19 protein-coding genes are annotated in these 16,730 nt (G+C 76.1%); 14 read left to right on the forward strand and 5 right to left on the reverse strand.

The window, feature by feature from the left end; genetic code table 11:
• Positions 1 to 97: 97 nt before the first annotated feature.
• Positions 98 to 574: a BatC protein gene (locus HH311_RS18830; protein WP_169185223.1), complete on the reverse strand. Its 477-nt coding sequence runs from the start codon at positions 572 to 574 to the stop codon at positions 98 to 100.
• 177 nt (positions 575 to 751) lie between these two features.
• On the opposite strand from HH311_RS18830, the gene HH311_RS18835 reads away from it, so the two are divergent.
• The 11 genes from HH311_RS18835 (at position 752) to HH311_RS18885 (ending at position 10,964) form a co-directional block, all read left to right on the forward strand.
• A complete protein-coding gene (locus tag HH311_RS18835; protein WP_169185224.1) occupies positions 752 to 1,507 on the forward strand; it encodes a phosphoglyceromutase in 756 nt (251 codons plus the stop codon).
• Positions 1,508 to 1,639: 132 nt separating this feature from the next.
• Positions 1,640 to 2,986 (forward strand): ATP-binding protein, encoded by a 1,347-nt coding sequence (locus tag HH311_RS18840; RefSeq protein ID WP_312030236.1) that lies wholly within the window; start codon positions 1,640 to 1,642, stop codon positions 2,984 to 2,986.
• Positions 2,987 to 2,988: 2 nt separating this feature from the next.
• Positions 2,989 to 3,711 carry a response regulator transcription factor gene (locus tag HH311_RS18845; protein WP_169185225.1) on the forward strand — a complete coding sequence of 241 codons (723 nt, stop codon included), beginning with the start codon at positions 2,989 to 2,991 and terminating at the stop codon, positions 3,709 to 3,711.
• 35 nt (positions 3,712 to 3,746) lie between these two features.
• Positions 3,747 to 4,766 carry a Ppx/GppA phosphatase family protein gene (locus tag HH311_RS18850; RefSeq protein WP_169185226.1) on the forward strand — a complete coding sequence of 340 codons (1,020 nt, stop codon included), beginning with the start codon at positions 3,747 to 3,749 and terminating at the stop codon, positions 4,764 to 4,766.
• Positions 4,763 to 6,136 (forward strand): hypothetical protein, encoded by a 1,374-nt coding sequence (locus tag HH311_RS18855; protein ID WP_169185227.1) that lies wholly within the window; start codon positions 4,763 to 4,765, stop codon positions 6,134 to 6,136. Before HH311_RS18850 ends, HH311_RS18855 begins: the two co-directional genes overlap by 4 nt.
• A 73-nt stretch (positions 6,137 to 6,209) precedes the next feature.
• Entirely contained in the window at positions 6,210 to 6,962 is a 753-nt protein-coding gene (locus tag HH311_RS18860) for a sugar phosphate isomerase/epimerase (protein WP_211190479.1), read from the forward strand.
• Between the two features lie 200 nt (positions 6,963 to 7,162).
• Positions 7,163 to 7,984 (forward strand): pyrroline-5-carboxylate reductase, encoded by an 822-nt coding sequence (gene proC, locus HH311_RS18865; protein WP_169185228.1) that lies wholly within the window; start codon positions 7,163 to 7,165, stop codon positions 7,982 to 7,984.
• A gap of 198 nt (positions 7,985 to 8,182) precedes the next feature.
• Positions 8,183 to 8,407: a helix-turn-helix domain-containing protein gene (locus HH311_RS32745; RefSeq protein WP_026204239.1), complete on the forward strand. Its 225-nt coding sequence runs from the start codon at positions 8,183 to 8,185 to the stop codon at positions 8,405 to 8,407.
• 154 nt (positions 8,408 to 8,561) lie between these two features.
• Positions 8,562 to 8,663: a 30S ribosomal protein bS22 gene (locus tag HH311_RS18875; protein ID WP_010241351.1), complete on the forward strand. Its 102-nt coding sequence runs from the start codon at positions 8,562 to 8,564 to the stop codon at positions 8,661 to 8,663.
• Positions 8,664 to 8,763: 100 nt separating this feature from the next.
• Positions 8,764 to 9,885, forward strand: a complete 1,122-nt coding sequence (locus HH311_RS18880; RefSeq protein ID WP_169185229.1) for an NAD-dependent epimerase/dehydratase family protein — start codon at positions 8,764 to 8,766, stop codon at positions 9,883 to 9,885.
• A gap of 35 nt (positions 9,886 to 9,920) precedes the next feature.
• Positions 9,921 to 10,964 carry a lysophospholipid acyltransferase family protein gene (locus HH311_RS18885; RefSeq protein ID WP_169185230.1) on the forward strand — a complete coding sequence of 348 codons (1,044 nt, stop codon included), beginning with the start codon at positions 9,921 to 9,923 and terminating at the stop codon, positions 10,962 to 10,964.
• A gap of 49 nt (positions 10,965 to 11,013) precedes the next feature.
• On the opposite strand, the gene HH311_RS18890 is transcribed toward HH311_RS18885, so the two are convergent.
• The 4 genes from HH311_RS18890 to HH311_RS18905 all read right to left on the reverse strand — a co-directional run bounded on the left by HH311_RS18890 (position 11,014) and on the right by HH311_RS18905 (position 14,882).
• Positions 11,014 to 11,940 (reverse strand): HAD-IB family hydrolase, encoded by a 927-nt coding sequence (locus tag HH311_RS18890; RefSeq protein WP_211190480.1) that lies wholly within the window; start codon positions 11,938 to 11,940, stop codon positions 11,014 to 11,016.
• 164 nt (positions 11,941 to 12,104) lie between these two features.
• The gene (locus tag HH311_RS18895; RefSeq protein WP_169185231.1) at positions 12,105 to 13,463 is read right to left on the reverse strand and encodes a DUF5667 domain-containing protein; all 1,359 of its coding nucleotides are present in this window, start codon (positions 13,461 to 13,463) and stop codon (positions 12,105 to 12,107) included.
• 124 nt (positions 13,464 to 13,587) lie between these two features.
• Positions 13,588 to 14,160: a sigma-70 family RNA polymerase sigma factor gene (locus HH311_RS31015; protein WP_211190481.1), complete on the reverse strand. Its 573-nt coding sequence runs from the start codon at positions 14,158 to 14,160 to the stop codon at positions 13,588 to 13,590.
• A 563-nt stretch (positions 14,161 to 14,723) separates the two neighbouring features.
• Positions 14,724 to 14,882 (reverse strand): hypothetical protein, encoded by a 159-nt coding sequence (locus HH311_RS18905; RefSeq protein ID WP_169185233.1) that lies wholly within the window; start codon positions 14,880 to 14,882, stop codon positions 14,724 to 14,726.
• 255 nt (positions 14,883 to 15,137) lie between these two features.
• On the opposite strand from HH311_RS18905, the gene HH311_RS18910 reads away from it, so the two are divergent.
• Genes HH311_RS18910 through HH311_RS18920 form a run of 3 tightly spaced genes read left to right on the forward strand, consistent with a single transcriptional unit; the run spans position 15,138 to position 16,692 of the window.
• Entirely contained in the window at positions 15,138 to 15,407 is a 270-nt protein-coding gene (locus HH311_RS18910; protein ID WP_312030238.1) for a glutaredoxin family protein, read from the forward strand.
• A complete protein-coding gene (locus HH311_RS18915; RefSeq protein ID WP_169185234.1) occupies positions 15,404 to 16,030 on the forward strand; it encodes a ferritin-like domain-containing protein in 627 nt (208 codons plus the stop codon). The genes HH311_RS18910 and HH311_RS18915 overlap by 4 nt, the downstream gene beginning before the upstream one ends.
• Positions 16,027 to 16,692 carry a ferritin-like domain-containing protein gene (locus HH311_RS18920; RefSeq protein ID WP_169185235.1) on the forward strand — a complete coding sequence of 222 codons (666 nt, stop codon included), beginning with the start codon at positions 16,027 to 16,029 and terminating at the stop codon, positions 16,690 to 16,692. The genes HH311_RS18915 and HH311_RS18920 overlap by 4 nt, the downstream gene beginning before the upstream one ends.
• The last annotated feature ends 38 nt before the right edge of the window (positions 16,693 to 16,730 follow it).

The raw sequence follows: 16,730 nt of genomic DNA on the forward strand, positions 1-16,730 counted from the left end.
GGGCGGTCGGAGGGTCGGGTCGACGGTGTGGCGTTCCGGACGTCGGGTGTCAGCGGTGCGACACCGCTGACACCCGATGTCCGGGGGTCCACACGGCTCAGGCGCCGCCGTCGGCCCCGCCGTCGCCGCCGCCACCGCGGACGCCGCCGTCGGCCGGTCCGTGCCCGGCGCGGCCGTCCGCACCGCCGTCGGCGCCACCGTCCGCACCACCATCGGCGCCACCGTCAGCACCGCCGTCAGCGCCACCATCGGCGCCGCCACCGGCGGCGCCGCCGTCCGCGGGGCCGTGCCCGGCGCCGCCGTCGGCCCCGCCGTCGCCGCCGCCACCGCGGGCGCCGCCGTCGGCCGGTCCGTGCCCGGCGCGGCCGTCCGCACCGCCGTCGGCGCCACCATCGGCACCGCCGTCGGCGCCCCCGTCGGCCCCGCCGTCAGCGCCGCCACCGGCGGCGCCGCCGTCCGCGGGGCCGTGCCCGGCGCGGCCGTCCGCGCCGCCGTCCGCACCGCCGTCGGCACCCCCGTCGGCACCGCCGTCGGCGGGCCCGTGGCCGGAGGTGGTGATGTCGTCGTCGTTCATCGCTGCTCCTCGTGGTGGGTCGGAGTCCGGTCACTGCCCGGGTGGTGGGCAGTATGGCCCGGCTCACCCGGTGTGCCGCGTGACGCGGCCCGGTCTACCCGGGGCCGTCGCATCTCACTCGCCGAGTCGCTCCGCCAGGGTCCCGAGGCCCGGCCCGACCTGGCAGGGTTCCCCGCCATGACGGTTGGGACGCTGGTGCTGCTGCGGCACGGGCAGAGCGAGTGGAACGAGAAGAACCTCTTCACCGGATGGGTCGACGTGCCCCTGTCCGCGGCCGGCGAGCAGGAGGCGCGCCGCGGCGGCGAGCTCCTCGCCGACGCCGGGCTGCTCCCGGACGTCCTGCACACCTCGCTGCTGCGCCGTGCGATCGCCACCGCGAACCTGGCGCTCGACACCTGCGACCGGCACTGGATCCCGGTCCGCCGCGACTGGCGGCTCAACGAGCGGCACTACGGCGCGCTCCAGGGCAAGGACAAGAAGCAGACGATGGAGACCTACGGCGAGGAGCAGTTCCAGATCTGGCGCCGCTCCTACGACACCCCGCCGCCGCCCATCGACCCCGACGACGAGTACGCCCAGACCGGCGACCCCCGCTACGCCGATCTCGGCGACGCCCTCCCGCGCACCGAGTGCCTCAAGGACGTGCTCGAGCGCCTGCTGCCCTACTGGACCGAGGCCGTCGTCCCGGACCTGAAGGCCGGCCGGACGGTGCTCGTCGCCGCGCACGGCAACTCGCTGCGGGCCGTCGTCAAGCATCTCGACGGCGTCGACGACGAGACCATCGCCGGCCTGAACATCCCCACCGGCATCCCGCTGCGCTACGACCTCACCGAGTCCGGGGACGACCTCACCCCGACCAACCCGGGCGGCACCTACCTCGACCCGGACGCGGCGCAGGACGCCATCGCGGCGGTGGCGAACCAGGGTCGGTGAGCCCGCGGGGGCCGTCGTCGGTGAACACCACTTGAACGGGTCCCCAACACTCACCCGTCGGAGGGTCGGACTGCTCACCAACAGCGGTCCGACGCGGGTGGAATCCCCGGTGACGCCCCTACCATCGCGGTCGTGGCCGTCCCGGCGTACGTGACCGTCCTGGCCGCCGTCCTCGCGGCGGTCGTGGGCCTCGTCGTCGGCGCCGCCGGGGTGCACTGGAAGGCGCGCACCAAGCGCGCCGAGGTCGTCGCCGCGGGCCCGACCGTCGCGGAGCTGCTCGCCCGCATCGTCCGCCGCTCGCACACCGGGCTCGCCGTCATCAACCGCTTCGGCGACGTCGTGCTGTCGAACGACCGCGCGGAGGTCCTCGGCGCGGTCGTCGACGCCCGGCCCGAGGGCCGGGTGGCCGAGGCCGCCGCGCGGGTGTCGGAGACCGGCGGCGCGGCCGAGATCGACCTGTCGCCGCCCACCTCGTCGCGCCGGAGCCCGCAGTCGGTGATCGCCCGGCTGGGGCCGCTGGGTGACGGCTTCGTCGTGGTGGAGGCGTCCGACACCTCCGCCGCGGTGCGGCTCGAGGCGGTGCGCCGCGACTTCGTCGCGAACGTCGGCCACGAGCTCAAGACCCCGGTGGGGGCGATGGCGGTCCTCGCCGAGGCCGTCCTCGACGCCGACGACCCCGAGGAGGTGACCCGCTTCGCCAGCAAGATCCTCCACGAGTCCCGCCGGCTGGGGGCGCTCGTCACCGAGCTCATCGAGCTGTCCCGCCTGCAGGGCGCCGACCCGCTGCCCGAGCTCGACCCGGTCGCCGTCGACGACGTCGTCTCCGAGGCCGTGGAGCGGGCCCGGGTCTCCGCCGAGACCGCCGGCACCGACCTCACCCTCGACGCCCCGAGCGGCCTCGAGGTCGCCGGCAGCTCGACGCTGCTGGTCACCGCGCTCGCGAACCTGCTGGAGAACGCGGTCGCCTACTCGCCGACCGGCTCCCCGGTGTCGGTGCGCCGACGCCGGGTCCGGGGACCCGACGGCCGGCACCGGATCGAGATCTCCGTGACCGACCGCGGCATCGGCATCGCGCCGGAGCACCAGGAACGGGTCTTCGAGCGGTTCTTCCGCGTCGACCCCGCCCGCTCCCGCGCCACCGGCGGCACCGGGCTCGGGCTGGCCATCGTCAAGCACGTCGCCGCCAACCACGGCGGGGAGGTGCGGGTCTGGAGCGAGCCCGGCGTCGGCTCGACCTTCACGCTCCGGCTGCCCGTGCCCACCGGGACCCCCGACGACGGCGAGGCGCACGACCCGGCGCCGGGCGCCCCGGGCGTGCCCGAGCCCGACGAGGCCCGCGTCCCCCACCGCCCCGCCGAGCGGCACCGCCGCCCCGACCGTCCCCAGCCGGCCCGGTCGCAGGGCACGGACCGGCCCGCTGCGTCGCCGCCCCCGCGCACCCCCACGTCCGTGAGCGTCGGACCCGACGAACCGAGGTGACCATGACCCGCGTGCTGATCGTGGAGGACGAGGAGTCCTTCGCCGACCCGCTCGCCTACCTGCTGCGCAAGGAGGGCTTCGAGGCGAGCGTCGCCGGGACCGGCGCGGCCGCCCTCGAGGACTTCGAGCGGCACGGGGCCGACATCGTGCTGCTCGACCTCATGCTGCCCGGGATGAGCGGCACCGACGTGTGCAAGGCGCTGCGCCAGCGCTCCTCGGTGCCGGTGATCATGGTGACGGCGCGCGACGCGGAGATCGACAAGGTGGTCGGGCTCGAGCTGGGCGCCGACGACTACGTCACCAAGCCCTACTCGGCCCGCGAGCTCATCGCGCGGGTCCGGGCGGTGCTGCGCCGCGGCCAGGAGAGCGACGGCGGCGAGCCGGCCGGGGCCGCCACCGGCGACCGCCAGGTGCTCGAGGCCGGCCCGGTCCGCATGGACGTCGGCCGGCACGTGGTCACCGTCGACGGCACCAACGGCACCGATCCCGTCGAGGTCGCGCTCCCGCTCAAGGAGTTCGACCTGCTCGAGTACCTGATGCGCAACGTCGGGCGGGTCCTCACCCGGGCACAGCTCATCGACCGGGTCTGGGGGGCCGACTACGTCGGCGACACCAAGACCCTCGACGTCCACATCAAGCGGCTGCGCGCGAAGCTCGAGCCGGAGCCGTCCCAGCCCCGCCACCTGCTGACGGTGCGCGGCCTGGGCTACAAGCTGGACGCCTGATCGAGTGACCCAGGGCAACGTCTAGGCTGGTCACCGTGCGACTCGGCGTCCTGGACGTGGGTTCGAACACCGTGCACCTGCTGGTGGTCGACGCCCACCGCGGTGCCCACCCCACCCCCCAGTCCTCCACCAAGACCTCGTTGCGGCTCGCGGAGCACGTCAGCGACGGGCTGCTGGCGCGCAAGGGCGCCGACGCGCTGGTCTCCGCGGTCGCCGAGGCGCGCCGCGAGGCCCGGGCGCTCGGCTGCGACGACCTGCTGGCCTTCGCCACGTCCGCGGTCCGCGACGCCACCAACTCCGACAAGGTCCTCGCGCGGGTCCGCGACGAGACCGGGGTCGACCTCCAGGTCCTGACCGGGCCCGACGAGGCCGCGCTCACCTTCCTCGCCGTCCGCCGCTGGTTCGGGTGGTCGGCCGGCCGGCTGCTCTCGCTCGACATCGGCGGGGGCTCGCTGGAGATGGCGGTCGGGCGCGACGAGGCCCCCGACGTCGCGCTCTCGCTGCCCCTGGGCGCCGGCCGGCTGACCCGCGACTGGTTCGCCGTCGACCCGCCCGAGCGCAAGGAGACCCGTGCGCTGGCGGAGTACGTGCACGACACCGTCGCGCCGGCCGCGGCCGCGCTGCTCGACGGCGGGCCGCCCGACCGCGCCGTCGTCACGTCGAAGACCTTCCGGTCGCTGGCCCGGCTCACCGGCGCGGCGCCGCGCAGCGCCGGCCCCCGCGTGGAGCGCCGCCTGACGCTGCCCGGCCTGCGCCAGGTGGTCGCGTTCATCAGCCGGATGAGCTCGGCCGACCTCGCCGAGCTCGAGGGCGTCAGCGCCTCGCGGGCCCACCAGCTGGTGGCCGGCGCGGTCGTCGCGCGGGCCACGATGGAGGCCCTCGACCTCGAGGAGGTGGAGGTCTGCCCGTGGGCGCTGCGTGAGGGCGTCATCCTCGGCCGGCTCGACCAGGTGCCGCTCGAGGACGGTCCGTTCGCCGCTGACGGGACGTACACCACCGTCCGTCCCACCGTGACTGGACGACCGGCCTCCGCCACGGCACGGTGGACCGGATGACGACGGACGGCCCGCCCCGCCGGGGCTCGCAGCGCAGCGTGGCGGAGCTGCTCGCCGCCTACGGTGGCGAGTCGCGCGCGCCGTCGCGTCCCGAGCCCGCCCCGGAGCCCGCGCCGGACCCCTACGCGTCCGCTCCCTCCTACGGGTCGTACGGCTCCTACGACGACCCCTACGACCGTCGGGAGCCCGACCGCGGCCGCGACGCGTACGGCGACCCGCAGGGTCCCGCCCGCACCGGGTCCTACGACCGGTACGGCGCCGACCGCCACGACGTCGACCCGTACGGCTCGGGCTCCTACGGCCGCTACGAGGCCGAGCCCTACGGCCGCTACGACGCCCGCGACGGGTACGACCCCCGCGACGGCTACGGGTACGGCGGCTACGGCTCCCGGGACGGCTACGGCTCCGGCGGCTACGGCTCCTACGGGTACGACGACGGGTACCGCTCGGAGCCGCCGCCGTCCTACGGCTCGTACGGGTCCTCGCCCGCCGGCTGGTCGAGCGGGTACGCGGACCTCGACCGCTCGTACCGCGGGCGCGAGGAGCCCGCCGACCCGTACGCCGGGTACGCCGCGCCCGCGCCGCCCGAGCCCTACGGCTACGCCTCCCCTCCGGCCGGCTACGCACCGGTGCCGCCGCCGGGGGTGCCGCGCCCGGCAGGGCCGCCGCCCGGGTCGGGCCCGCAGCCGGCGAGCGCGCCCCCGCCCGCCGCGCCGACCGCGCCCTCGTGGTCGCAGCCCGCGCCGGTCACCGGGGCGTCGCCGGTGCCCGCGCCGCCCCCGCCGTCGGCCGCCCCGACCCAGGTGACGCCCGCCGCGTCGGCGTCGGCCCCGACGCAGGCCACGCCCGCCGCGTCGGCGCCGACGCAGGCGACCCCGGCCGCCGTCCCCACCCAGGCGACCCCGACCCAGGCCGCTCCGACCCAGGCCGCCCCGCGTCCCGACGACGGCGGCCCGCCCACGGCGGCGTCCTCGCTGGCGCGTCCGGAGCCGGCCGGCCCGCGGACCACCCGCGCCGACGTCCCGGCCGGGCTCGGCTCCGACGCCGACCTGGACGACGACTACGACGACGAGTACGACGACGACGAGGACGACGTCGCCGACCGCCCGACCGCGAAGGAGTGGGTGGTCATCGCCGGCCAGCTCGTGGTCGGCGCGCTGCTCGGGGCGGTGCTGTGGATCGGGTTCTCCTACCTGTGGCAGTCGCTGCCGGTGGTGGCGCTCGTGCTCGCGGCGGCCGCGACGGGCGGGCTGGTGTTCGGGGTCCGCGCGATGCGGCGTTCGGACGACCTCCAGACGATGGTGCTCGCCATCGTGGTCGGGCTCGTCGTGACCGTGTCCCCGGCGGCGTTCGTCCTGCTCGCCCGATGATCGCGTGATCGCCCCGGAGCCCGGCGCCGGGCCGCCGGTGGCCCTCTCGACCGCCTCGGTCTACCCGGAGCCCATGGCGGCGGCGTTCGACGCCGCGGCGGAGCTCGGCTACGACGGCGTCGAGCTGATGGTGTGGAACGAGCCGGAGTCCCAGCAGCTGCGCACCGTCGCCCGGCACGTCGAGCGCACCGGGATGCCGGTCCTCGCCGTCCACGCGCCGTGCCTCGCGATCACCCAGCGGGTGTGGGGCGCGGATCCCGCCGAGCGGTTGCGCCGCAGCGTCGTCCTCTCGGCCGGCCTCGGCTCCCCGACGGTGGTGCTGCACCCGCCGTTCCGCTGGCAGCGCCGCTACGCCGCCGGGCTGGCCCGCCAGGTCGACGAGCTCGAGCGGGCGCACGGCGTGCGGGTCGCGATGGAGAACATGTTCCCGCTGCGCCGCGGCCGCGTCCGGGTCTCCAGCTACACGCCCGGGCACGACCCGACGGTCCCCGGCGCCCGCAACTACACCCTGGACCTGTCCCACACCGCGGTCGCCGGCGACGACGCGTTCGCGCTCCTCGAGCGCATGGGCGAGAACCTCGTGCACCTCCACCTCGCCGACGGCACCGGCCTCCCGACCGACGAGCACCTCGTGCCCGGCCGGGGCACCCAGCCGTGCGCGGACGTCCTGCGCCGGCTCGCGTCGACCGGGTTCGGCGGCACCGTCGTCGTCGAGGTCTCCACCCGTCGGGTGCGGAGCCGCAACGAGCGGCTCGACGCCCTGGCCGAGTCGTTGCTGTTCGCCCGCCTCCACCTCGGCACCCGGCTCCCGCGTTCCCGGGCGTAGCGCCTCGTCGAGGGGCACAGGGGGCAGGTCCGCGGGCGGGCGGTCCTGCCCAGCGTGCTCGTGATCATGAGAGGCCCGGTCGGCCCGACGCCGAGGGGCACTGGGTGCACGTTCGCAGGCGGCTGCGGATGCGCGGAGTGCCTCTGATCAACGAGCCCCGCGGCGGCGGACACCGATCCGACGGCCCTTAGGGTCGCGACATGACCACGGTCGCGGTGCTCGGAGGCGGACGGATCGGCGAGGCCCTTCTCGGCGGCCTGGTGGCGGCGGGACACGATCCGGCCGACCTGCTCGTCGTCGAGCGCGACGCCGCGCGGGCCGACGACGTCGCCGCCCGCCTGGGCCTCGAGGTGTTCGGGGCCGCCGAGGCGGCCCGGCGCGCGGACGTGCTCGTCGTCGCCGTGAAGCCCCAGGACGTGGCCGGGATGCTCGGCGAGGTCGCCGACGTGCTGGCGGACCCGCGCCCCGTCGTCGTCTCCCTCGCCGCCGGCATCCCGACCGCCGCGCTCGAGCGATGGCTCCCCGCGGGCACGGCCGTGGTGCGGGTCATGCCGAACACCCCGATGCTGGTCGGGCGCGCCATGTGCGTGCTCTCGCCCGGCAGCCACGCCGACGAGACCGCGCTGGCCACGGCGGAGACGCTGTTGGGGGCGGTCGGGCAGACGGCGCGGGTGCCCGAGTCGCAGCAGGACGCCGCGACGGCGCTGTCCGGGTCCGGTCCGGCCTACGTGTTCCTCGTCGCCGAGGCGATGATCGAGGCGGGGGTCGCGCTGGGGCTCCCGCGCCCGGTGGCGACGCAGCTGGTCTCGGCCACCGTCGACGGCGCCGGCGGGCTGCTGACCGACGACACCGCCGGCCCGGCCCACCCGGCCCTGCTGCGCGAGGCGGTCACCTCGCCCGGCGGCACCACCGCGGCCGCGCTGCGGGTCCTCGAGGCCCACGGGCTGCGCGCCGCGTTCGCGGACGCCGTCGAGGCGTGCCGGGACACCTCGCGGGCGCTGGGCTCGACGTACGGCGGCTGACGACCGTTCGTCGTGATCTCGGAGTGCGCTGGGCGTTCGGCGTGTGCGCTTGACGCGCCGGAGGCCACGGCCACCGCACCACCACGTCGAGCGATTCATCCGTCACATCCGTCTCGCTACTCTCCGATCAGCACGTGCGTGTCGAACCGCCGGAGGGGAAGACCGGCGGCACGACGGGTGCTCGGAAGGCGGTCGACCATGCCGCAGAACGCCGCCGCTGGGCGGAGGGAAGACGGCGACCTGTCACGGGTGCAGTTCCTGACCGTGGCCGAGGTCGCCGCGACGATGCGCGTCTCGAAGATGACCGTGTACCGGCTGGTGCACAACGGAGAGCTCCCGGCCGTCCGTGTGGGCCGCAGCTTCCGGGTGCCCGAGGAAGCGGTGCACGAGTACCTGCGGGGCTCGTACATCGACGCCGGCTGAGGCCGGCGTCGCACCACCGGTGCCCGGGCGGCGCGTCGGCCCCGCCCGGGCCACCGGTACGGTGGAGGCCTGCTGCCCGGGCTGCCCGGGTCTCCTGGCAGACCACGGTCTGCCGGTCTGGTCTCCACGAGGACGTCGCGGAAAGGGAACCCGTATGGGCTCGGTCATCAAGAAGCGCCGCAAGCGGATGTCGAAGAAGAAGCACCGTAAGCTTCTGCGCAAGACCCGCGTGCAGCGTCGCAAGCTCGGCAAGTGACCGGTCCCGGCCGGGTCTGATCGCCAGGCCCGGGCCGGACCCGGTCGTCCCGCGGGTCCCGCCGACACGTCCGCACGCCCCGTAGGTCCCCGGGAGAGCCATGGCCCCGTCCGTCGTCCTCGTCACCGGAGTCGCCGGCCAGCTCGGCGGCGAGCTCGCGGCACGACTGGCGGCGGACACGTCCATCGACCGCGTGCTCGGGGTGGACACGACGCCGCCCCCGCGCGACCTGCGGCGGCGGATGGGCCGCGCGGAGTTCGTCCGGGTGGACATCCGGAACCCGCTCATCGGCAAGGTCATCAGCACCGCGAAGGTCGACACCGTCGTCCACGCGTCGCTGTCCGGCCACCCGTCGGCCTCCGGCGGGCGCTCGATGATGATGGAGATGAACGTCATCGGGACGATGCAGCTCCTCGCGGCGTGCCAGAAGTCGGACACCGTGGGGCGGCTCGTCGTCCGCTCGACCACGAGCGTGTACGGCGCGAGCCCGCGGGACCCGGCGACGTTCACCGAGACCACCGAGCCGAAGGCGCTGCCGCCGGGCGGGTACGCGAAGGACGCCGTCGAGATCGAGGGCTACGTCCGTAGCTTCTCCCGGCGCCGTCCGGACATCCCGGTGACGACGCTGCGGTTCGTCAACTTCATCGGTCCCCGGGCCGACACCGCGTTCGCGCACTACTTCTCGCTGCCCGTGGTGCCGGTGGTGCTCGGGTACGACGCGCGGGTGCAGCTGCTGCACACCGAGGACGCCCTCGCCGTCCTCGAGCGGGCGACGATGCACGACCTGCCCGGCGTGTTCAACGTCGGCGCGGACGGCGTGCTCATGCTGTCGCAGGCGGTGCGGCGGGCCGGCCGGGTCGCGCTGCCGATCCCGGAGCCGCTGGTGCCGTGGGTCGGCCGCATCACGCGGCGGGCCCGGCTCGTCGACTTCTCGCCCGAGCAGATGCGCCTGCTCAACTACGGCCGCGTCGTCGACACCACGAAGCTCAAGACCGAGTTCGGCTTCGAGCCCCGGTGGACGACGGTGCAGGCCTTCGACGACTTCGTCGCCGGCCGCGCGCTGCGCCCGGTGATCGACACCGACCGCTACCTCGGCGCCGCCGAGTCGCTCGCGCTGTCGGCGCTGCACGCGCTGCCCGGCCGGGGCGCGCCGGCGCCCGAGCGGCCGGAGCCGCCCCAGATCGAGGGCCCGACCCCGCCCGCACTCACCCCGGTGCGCTGAGGGTGGCCGACCGGATCAGCAGGAGGAACGAGGACATGGGCGAGGCCGAGGTCATCCCGCTGCGCGGAGCGGGAGGACGACCACGCCCCCGGCCGACGCCACGCCGCCGTAGCGTCACCGGCCCGCCGCCCGGCGTGGCCGACCACGGGACGGTGACGGACGGAGCGGACGGCGGGATGGTGGACGCGGGGCAGGGCGCGGGTGCGCCGTCGTCGGAGCTGGTGCCGGCGGGGCCCTCGGAGCTGGAGTCCGCCGTCGGCGAGGTCGCCGACTTCCTGCGCCGCCGCCTCGGTGGGCGCTACCCGGTCGACGAGTTCGGGTTCGACCCCGACCTCAACGAGCACGTCATCCTCCCCGTCCTGCGCCCGCTCTACGAGCGCTGGTTCCGGGTGGAGACGATCGGCGTGGAGAACGTCCCCGCCGAGGGCGGCGCGCTGCTGGTCGCGAACCACTCCGGGACGCTCCCGCTGGACGCGCTCATGACCGTCGTCGCCACGCACGACGACCTGCCGACCCCGCGCAACCTGCGGATGCTCGCGGCCGACCTCGTCTTCGGCATGCCGGGCTTCGGAGCGGTCGCCCGCAAGGCGGGGCACACGCTGGCCTGCAACCCGGACGCCGAGAAGCTCCTGGGCGCCGGCGAGCTCGTCGGCGTCTGGCCCGAGGGCTTCAAGGGGATCGGCAAGGCCTACGCCGACCGGTACAAGCTGCAGCGCTTCGGCCGGGGCGGGTTCGTCTCGGCGGCGCTGCGCACCGGCGTGCCGATCATCCCGTGCTCGATCGTCGGTGCCGAGGAGATCTACCCGAAGATCGGTGACCTGGGCCCGATCGCGCGGCTGCTCGGGGTGCCCTACTTCCCGATCACCCCGACGTGGCCGTTGCTCGGGCCGCTCGGCCTCGTGCCGCTGCCGTCGAAGTGGTACATCGAGTTCGGCGAGCCGATTCGCACCGACGAGTTCGAGCCCGGCTCCGCGGACGACCCGATGCTCGTCTTCAACCTCACCGACCAGGTGCGGGAGAACATCCAGCAGACGCTCTACCGGCTGCTCTCGGGCCGCCGGAACGCGTTCCTGGGGTAGGGGCGAGCCCCATGTGAACAGATGTGGTCGCCCGGACGACCACACGCGTTCACATGCGGCGCCGTGAGTAGGCGGCCCCGGCCGCGACGGCCCCGGCGACCGCTCCGGCCCCGAGCACCGAGGGCACGCCGATGCGGGCGACCTTGCGCCCGGAGCGGAAGTCCCGGATCTCCCACCCGTTCTTGCGGGCGAGCCCGCGCAGGTCGGCGTCGGGGTTCACCGCCACCGCGGTGCCGACCACCGAGAGCATCGGGGCGTCGTTGATCGAGTCCGAGTACGCCGAGCAGCGCCGCAGGTCCAGGCCCTCGCGGGCGGCGAGAGCGCGGACCGCGTGGGCCTTGGCCGGGCCGTGCAGCAGCTCGCCGACCAGCCGGCCGGTGTAGACCCCGTCGTGGTGCTCCGCGACCGTGCCGAGCGCCCCGGTCAGCCCCAGGCGGCGGGCGATGATGGCGGCGAGCTCCAGCGGCGTCGCGGTGACCAGCCAGACCCGCTGCCCGGCGTCGAGGTGCATCTGGGCCAGCGCCCGGGTGCCCTCCCAGATCCGGTCGGCCATGAGCTCGTCGTAGATCTCCTCGCCGAGCTCGACCAGCTCGGAGACCTCCCGGCCCGCGACGAACGACAGCGCGGCCTCCCGGTGGGCCCGGATGTCCTCCGGGGTGCCCTCGCCGCCGAGGCGGAACTTCACCTGCTGCCACACGAAGCCGCGCAGGTCGGCCCCGGAGAAGAACTTCCGGGCGGCGAGGCCGCGGGCGAAGTGGAAGATCGACGCGCCCATCATCATCGTGTTGTCGACGTCGAAGAACGCGGCGGCGGTGAGGTCGGGCGGCACGCTGGGGAGGACGGGGCCGGCGGTCTCGGCGGCCGCGGCCGCCGCGGCCCCCGCGTCCCGGGCGGCGGACCCGCCGGCCGTACCGGCGTCGGCGCCGTCCGGATCAGGGCCGTCCGGATCAGGGCCGTCCGCGGACGAGCCGTTCAGCACCGTCCCGGTCGCCGGGGCGTCGGTGCGCCGGTCGCGCCGTCCAACCACCGCCCGACTCCTCCTCGCCTCCCGCGGGGCACCGGCCCGGCCGGGCGCGGTCCTGTGCGGACCACCTTAGTGGTGCGGACCGACCTCGTCGGGCCGCACCGTGACCGAGCGGATCAGTTGCCGAGCGAGAGCCCGGGGAGCCCGGGGAGCAGCGGCGGCAGCTGCACCTTCGGCAGCCCCGGGACGGGCACCGGCACGTTGATCGGCGGCGCCGTCGTCGTGGGCGAGAGCGGCAGCGGCAGCAGCGGCTTGTCGTTCCCGTCCCCGCTCGACTTGCTCGTCGTCGACTCGTCCGTCGTGGTGGTCGTCGTCTCCGAGGACGAGGTGGCGCGGCGGGTCGCAGGCGTTGAGGTCTTCGTCGCCGACGTCGAGGTCTGCGGCAGGGCGAGGCTCGGCGCCCTGTCCTGGTTCGCCGCGGCGGAGCAGGCCGCGGACGGGAGCGGGCCGAGGTCGTCGGAGTCCGAGCCACCGCACGGGGTGCTGGTGGACTTCTCGAACGCCGCGGCGCGCTCGCGCAGCTGGGAGATCAGGCGCTGGGAGGACGCGGCCTGCTGCTTGCCCCCGTCGGGCAGCGACGCGGAGAACCCGTTCAGCGTCTGCGCCTGCTGGGTGGCCCACTGCGAGAGGAGGCCGGGCGGCGGGCCGGCCGGCTTGTTGACCAGCGGGAGCAGCATCCGGGCACCGGTGCGGGCCTGGTCGTCGAAGGCGCGGAGGTTGTCGGCCACCAGCGCGGCGTCGGCGTCGTCGGCGCCCGCGGCGGTCGGCTGCGACCCGGCCGCGGTGGTGCTGTCGCGCTGGATCAGCTCCTGGATCTCGTCGAGGCGCAGCGCGGCGACGTCGAGGTGCTTGCGGGCCTTCGCCTCCTGGCCGGAGGTCAGCCCGATCTCGGTGGACTCCGAGGCGCGCTTGAGGCCGTAGAGCATGTCGCCGGGCAGCGCGCCGCGCGAGAGCAGCACGGTGAGGGCACCCAGGGCGAGGACGGCGGCCATACCGGCCACCGTGGTCGAGAGCAGGCGGCGGGCGGTGGTGCCGCGGCGCGCCGAGCGTCCCGGCCCGGCGGACGGGGTCCGCGTGGTGGTCCCCGGGCGGCGGTCGCCCGGCCGGGCGTCGCCGCGGCGGTCGGCACGACGACGACCGTGGCCGGCGGCGCCGGCCTCCACCCGCTCGGTGCGCCGGGTCACGGGGACCTGCGGCGGCGCTTCCTCGGCGAGGGCCGCCATGAGGGAGGCGCGCATGCGCCGGGAGGCCTCGGGATCGGGTCCGGAGCCGGCGCGGCCCGCCTCGCCGGCCCGGGTGAGCAGGTCCGCGATCCGCAGGTCCGCGTCCAGCTCCCGGTCACCGGTCCGGTCATGATCGCCCAGTGGCGCCCCGGATGCGCCGGGGTGCGCGCGACGACCGGCTGCGCGCCCGCGCATCCGCTCGTCCCAGGCAGCGGCGAACCGCTCGTCTGCCCCGTCGCGACCGCTCGACATGTCGTCCGTCCTCATCGTGCGCTCGTGCCGTCCGGCACGAACCGTGCTCGTCGTACGTCGAAACGACCGGAGGGGCGCCCGGTTACGAGATACACGCCGACGGGTGGAACTACATCGTTGTCACTCACCGCAAACCCTCGGGCAGCAGTTGAGCGAGTCGTCGTACCGCACGGTGTTGCAGCGCCTTCACCGCGCCCTCGTTGCGCCCCATGATGTGCGCAGTCTCGGACACGGAGAGTCCCTGGAGGAACCGAAGAGTGATGCACTCCTGCTGGTCCTCGCCGAGCTTGGCCACGCACCGCAGCAGCTCCTCGTGCGTCGCCCCCGCGATGACCTCGCTCTCCGGGCCGGGCCGGTGCGAGTCCGGCGCGACGTCGGTGATCTCCGGGGTGGCCTGCTCGAGGCGGTAGCGGCTCGACTTGACGTGGTCGAGCACCAGGTTGCGGGCGATCGTCACGAACCAGGCGCCGATGTCGCGACCCTGGTAGCTGACCGAGGAGATGCGCCGGAACGCCCGGACGAAGGTCTCCTGGGTCAGGTCCTCGGCCACCCCGCGGTCGCCGAGCCGGTAGAAGACGAACCGGAAGACCACGTCGTGGTAGCGGTCGAAGAGCCGGCCGAACGCGTCGACGTCGCCCTCCTGCGTGGCCCGCACCAGGGCCCAGCCGTCCGCGACCTGCTCGTCGGCCTCGTCCAGGCCGGTGTCCTCGAGCTCGGTGTCGTCGAGCTCGGCGTCGTCACCCCGGTCGTCCTCGCCGCGCTCCTCGGGCTCGGGGGGTCGGGGCGCCTCGATGGGGGTCGTCGGCGGGTGGGCCGGCCCGGGCACGGCCACGGGGCCGGTCGGTACTGCCGGGTGCGGCGGGCCGGGGGCACCGGCCGGGGGAGGAGGCGGTGCCGGAGGAGGGGGACCGGGCGGCGGCCCGGGAGGTGGCCCGGGCGGACCCGCCGGCCGCGGGGGGGCGGGCGGCGCGGGGCGCCGTCCCTCGACGCGGGGCAGGTCGGGGTGCGAGGGGTGCTCGACGGGGCGGGGCGCGGGCGCCGAGGGCCCGGCGGGCCAGCTCGCGTCGGGGCCGCGCTGCTCCGGGTAGGGCTGCTCCGGGTAGGGCTGCTCCGGGTAGGGCTGCTCCCGGTACGGCTTCTCGGGGTACGCCTGCCCGAACGACGGCTCGGGGTGCGGCGGCGTCTCCGTCATGGACGCGGACCGACCCGACCGGTCGCGCCGCCCACGCCCCGGTTCCGGCATCCCGCCGGCTCCGACCGTCATCGCGCCCCGTCGGCCGCGGCGGGGTCGACCGCCGTCGGCGCGGAAGGGGCGCCGTGCAGCGGCGCGCGCGAGTCCCGGGTCGGGGCGGGTGCGCCCGGGACGACCGCCGCGGGGGCGGGTCCCGGCGTCACGCCGGCGCCGACGACAGCGGACAAGGCGTTCTCCCTCGCTGGACGACCACTCGCTCCGGACACGCGCGGACCCGTCCTCGAGCGGTCGGGGAGCACGCTGGGGACGGAGCATACGTGCGGCCCCGAGGCCCTCGTCACCGGAGCGCCACCCACCGCCACCAGGCTCGTTGACATGCACTTGACCTGCGGTGAGAGGTCCCGACCACGCCGTCGGCGGTCGGCGGGGGGTCTGCGAGACTCCCAGGGGCCGACCCACGGCGAGAGAGGACGGGTCCCCGCGTGGCCGAAGTGCTCGACGAGACAGGACGCCCGGTCCGGGTGACGGTGCTCGTCCGCGCGCAGTGCCGGACGTGCGACCGCATGGAGGACGTCGTCCGGGCCGTCTGCGCCGAGCTCGGCGTGGGGTGGGAGCGTGTGGACATCGCCGACGCCGACGCCGAGCTGCGCGGCGAGTTCGGTGACATCGTCCCGGTGACGCTCGTCGACGGCGAGGAGCACGCGTCCTGGTCGGTCGACCCCGGCGCCCTGCGGACGGCGCTCTCGTCGTGAGGCTCTCCCGGTCCTCCCTCGCGGCGGCCGCGGCGGTCCCCCGCCAGGCCGGCGGCGGGGACGTGCCCGCCCTGCGGACGGCGACGTCGCTCGTCGTGCTCGCGCAGTCGACCTACCGCTCGCTGTCGGCGCTCCCGGTGGGCGGCGGCGAGCGCGCCGTCCCCGTCGTCCGCGACCTCGTCGCCGCCGCCGTGACCCAGCTGGGCGACGCCCGCGACGCGCTGTCCTCGGCGACCACCGGCGCCGGCGGCCGCGCCCAGACCGACCCCGACCCGGCCTACGGCTCCGTGGTGGCCCAGGCGCTCCCGACGGTGCGCACGCCGGCCGACGTCGTCGGGCTCGCGCTGACCCTCGAGGACGTGCTCGCCCAGACCCTCGTCGCCGACGCCGCGGGCCTGTCCACCCCGGCCCTGCGGGCCACCGCCCTGCGCCTCGGCCAGGCCGCGGCCGGGCGGAAGGCGAGCCTGCTCGTCGTGAACTCGCTGCTCTCCTCGGGGCGACCCGACCTCGTCGTCGCGCCTCCGGACCTCACCACCCTGCCCGCCGCGGTCGGCACCGTCGGGTTCCCCGACACGCGCTTCCCGACGGCGAAGGCCTCACCTCCCGAGGAGGGCTCCGGGTGACCACCACGAGCCGCCCCTCCCGTCGCCGGGTCCTGGGCTGGGGCGCCGCCGGGCTCCTCGGCGCGGGCGCGCTGGCCGCCTGCTCGGACAGCCCGCCCGCCCCGCCGTCCGGGGCCCCCGCGGCCGCGCCGCCCACCACGTCGACCACTCCGCGTCCCGCCTACGTCGGCGACCAGCGCGGGGTCGCGCTGTGCGCCGCGCTGTCCGGCCTCGCGGCCAGCCTCTACGCCGGCGCGGTGCTCGCCGCGAACGAGGGCCGCGTGGGGCAGGTGCCCGCCGTCGTGACGTCCTTCCTGTCCGGGGCCGGGGCGCAGCACACCGAGCACGCCGCGGCGTGGAACGCGCTGCTCACCGCGGCCGGGCGGCCGGCGGTCACCGGGACGCCGCTCACGGTGGAGACCGAGCGGCGCGCGACGCTCGGGCGCGCAACGGCCCCGACCGACCTGCTGTCCTTCGCGGTCGACGTCGAGGCCTCCGTCGGGGCCACCGTGCTCGCCCGGGCGGGGGAGTTCACCGACGCCGGTGCCGCCGCGCTGGCCGCGACCGTCGCCCCGGTGGCCGCGATGCACGGCGCCACGGTGGCCTTCCTCCTGGGCCGCCCCACGGGCATCGCGCCGAGCCCTGCGGGCGCGGCCCTCGGGCCCGATGCACTGATTGCGTAGGCACCTGACGTGCCGGGTCACCCGGCGGGCTGGCAGAC

This window comes from Actinomycetospora sp. TBRC 11914 (assembly GCF_012933465.1).
Classification (GTDB): domain Bacteria; phylum Actinomycetota; class Actinomycetes; order Mycobacteriales; family Pseudonocardiaceae; genus Actinomycetospora.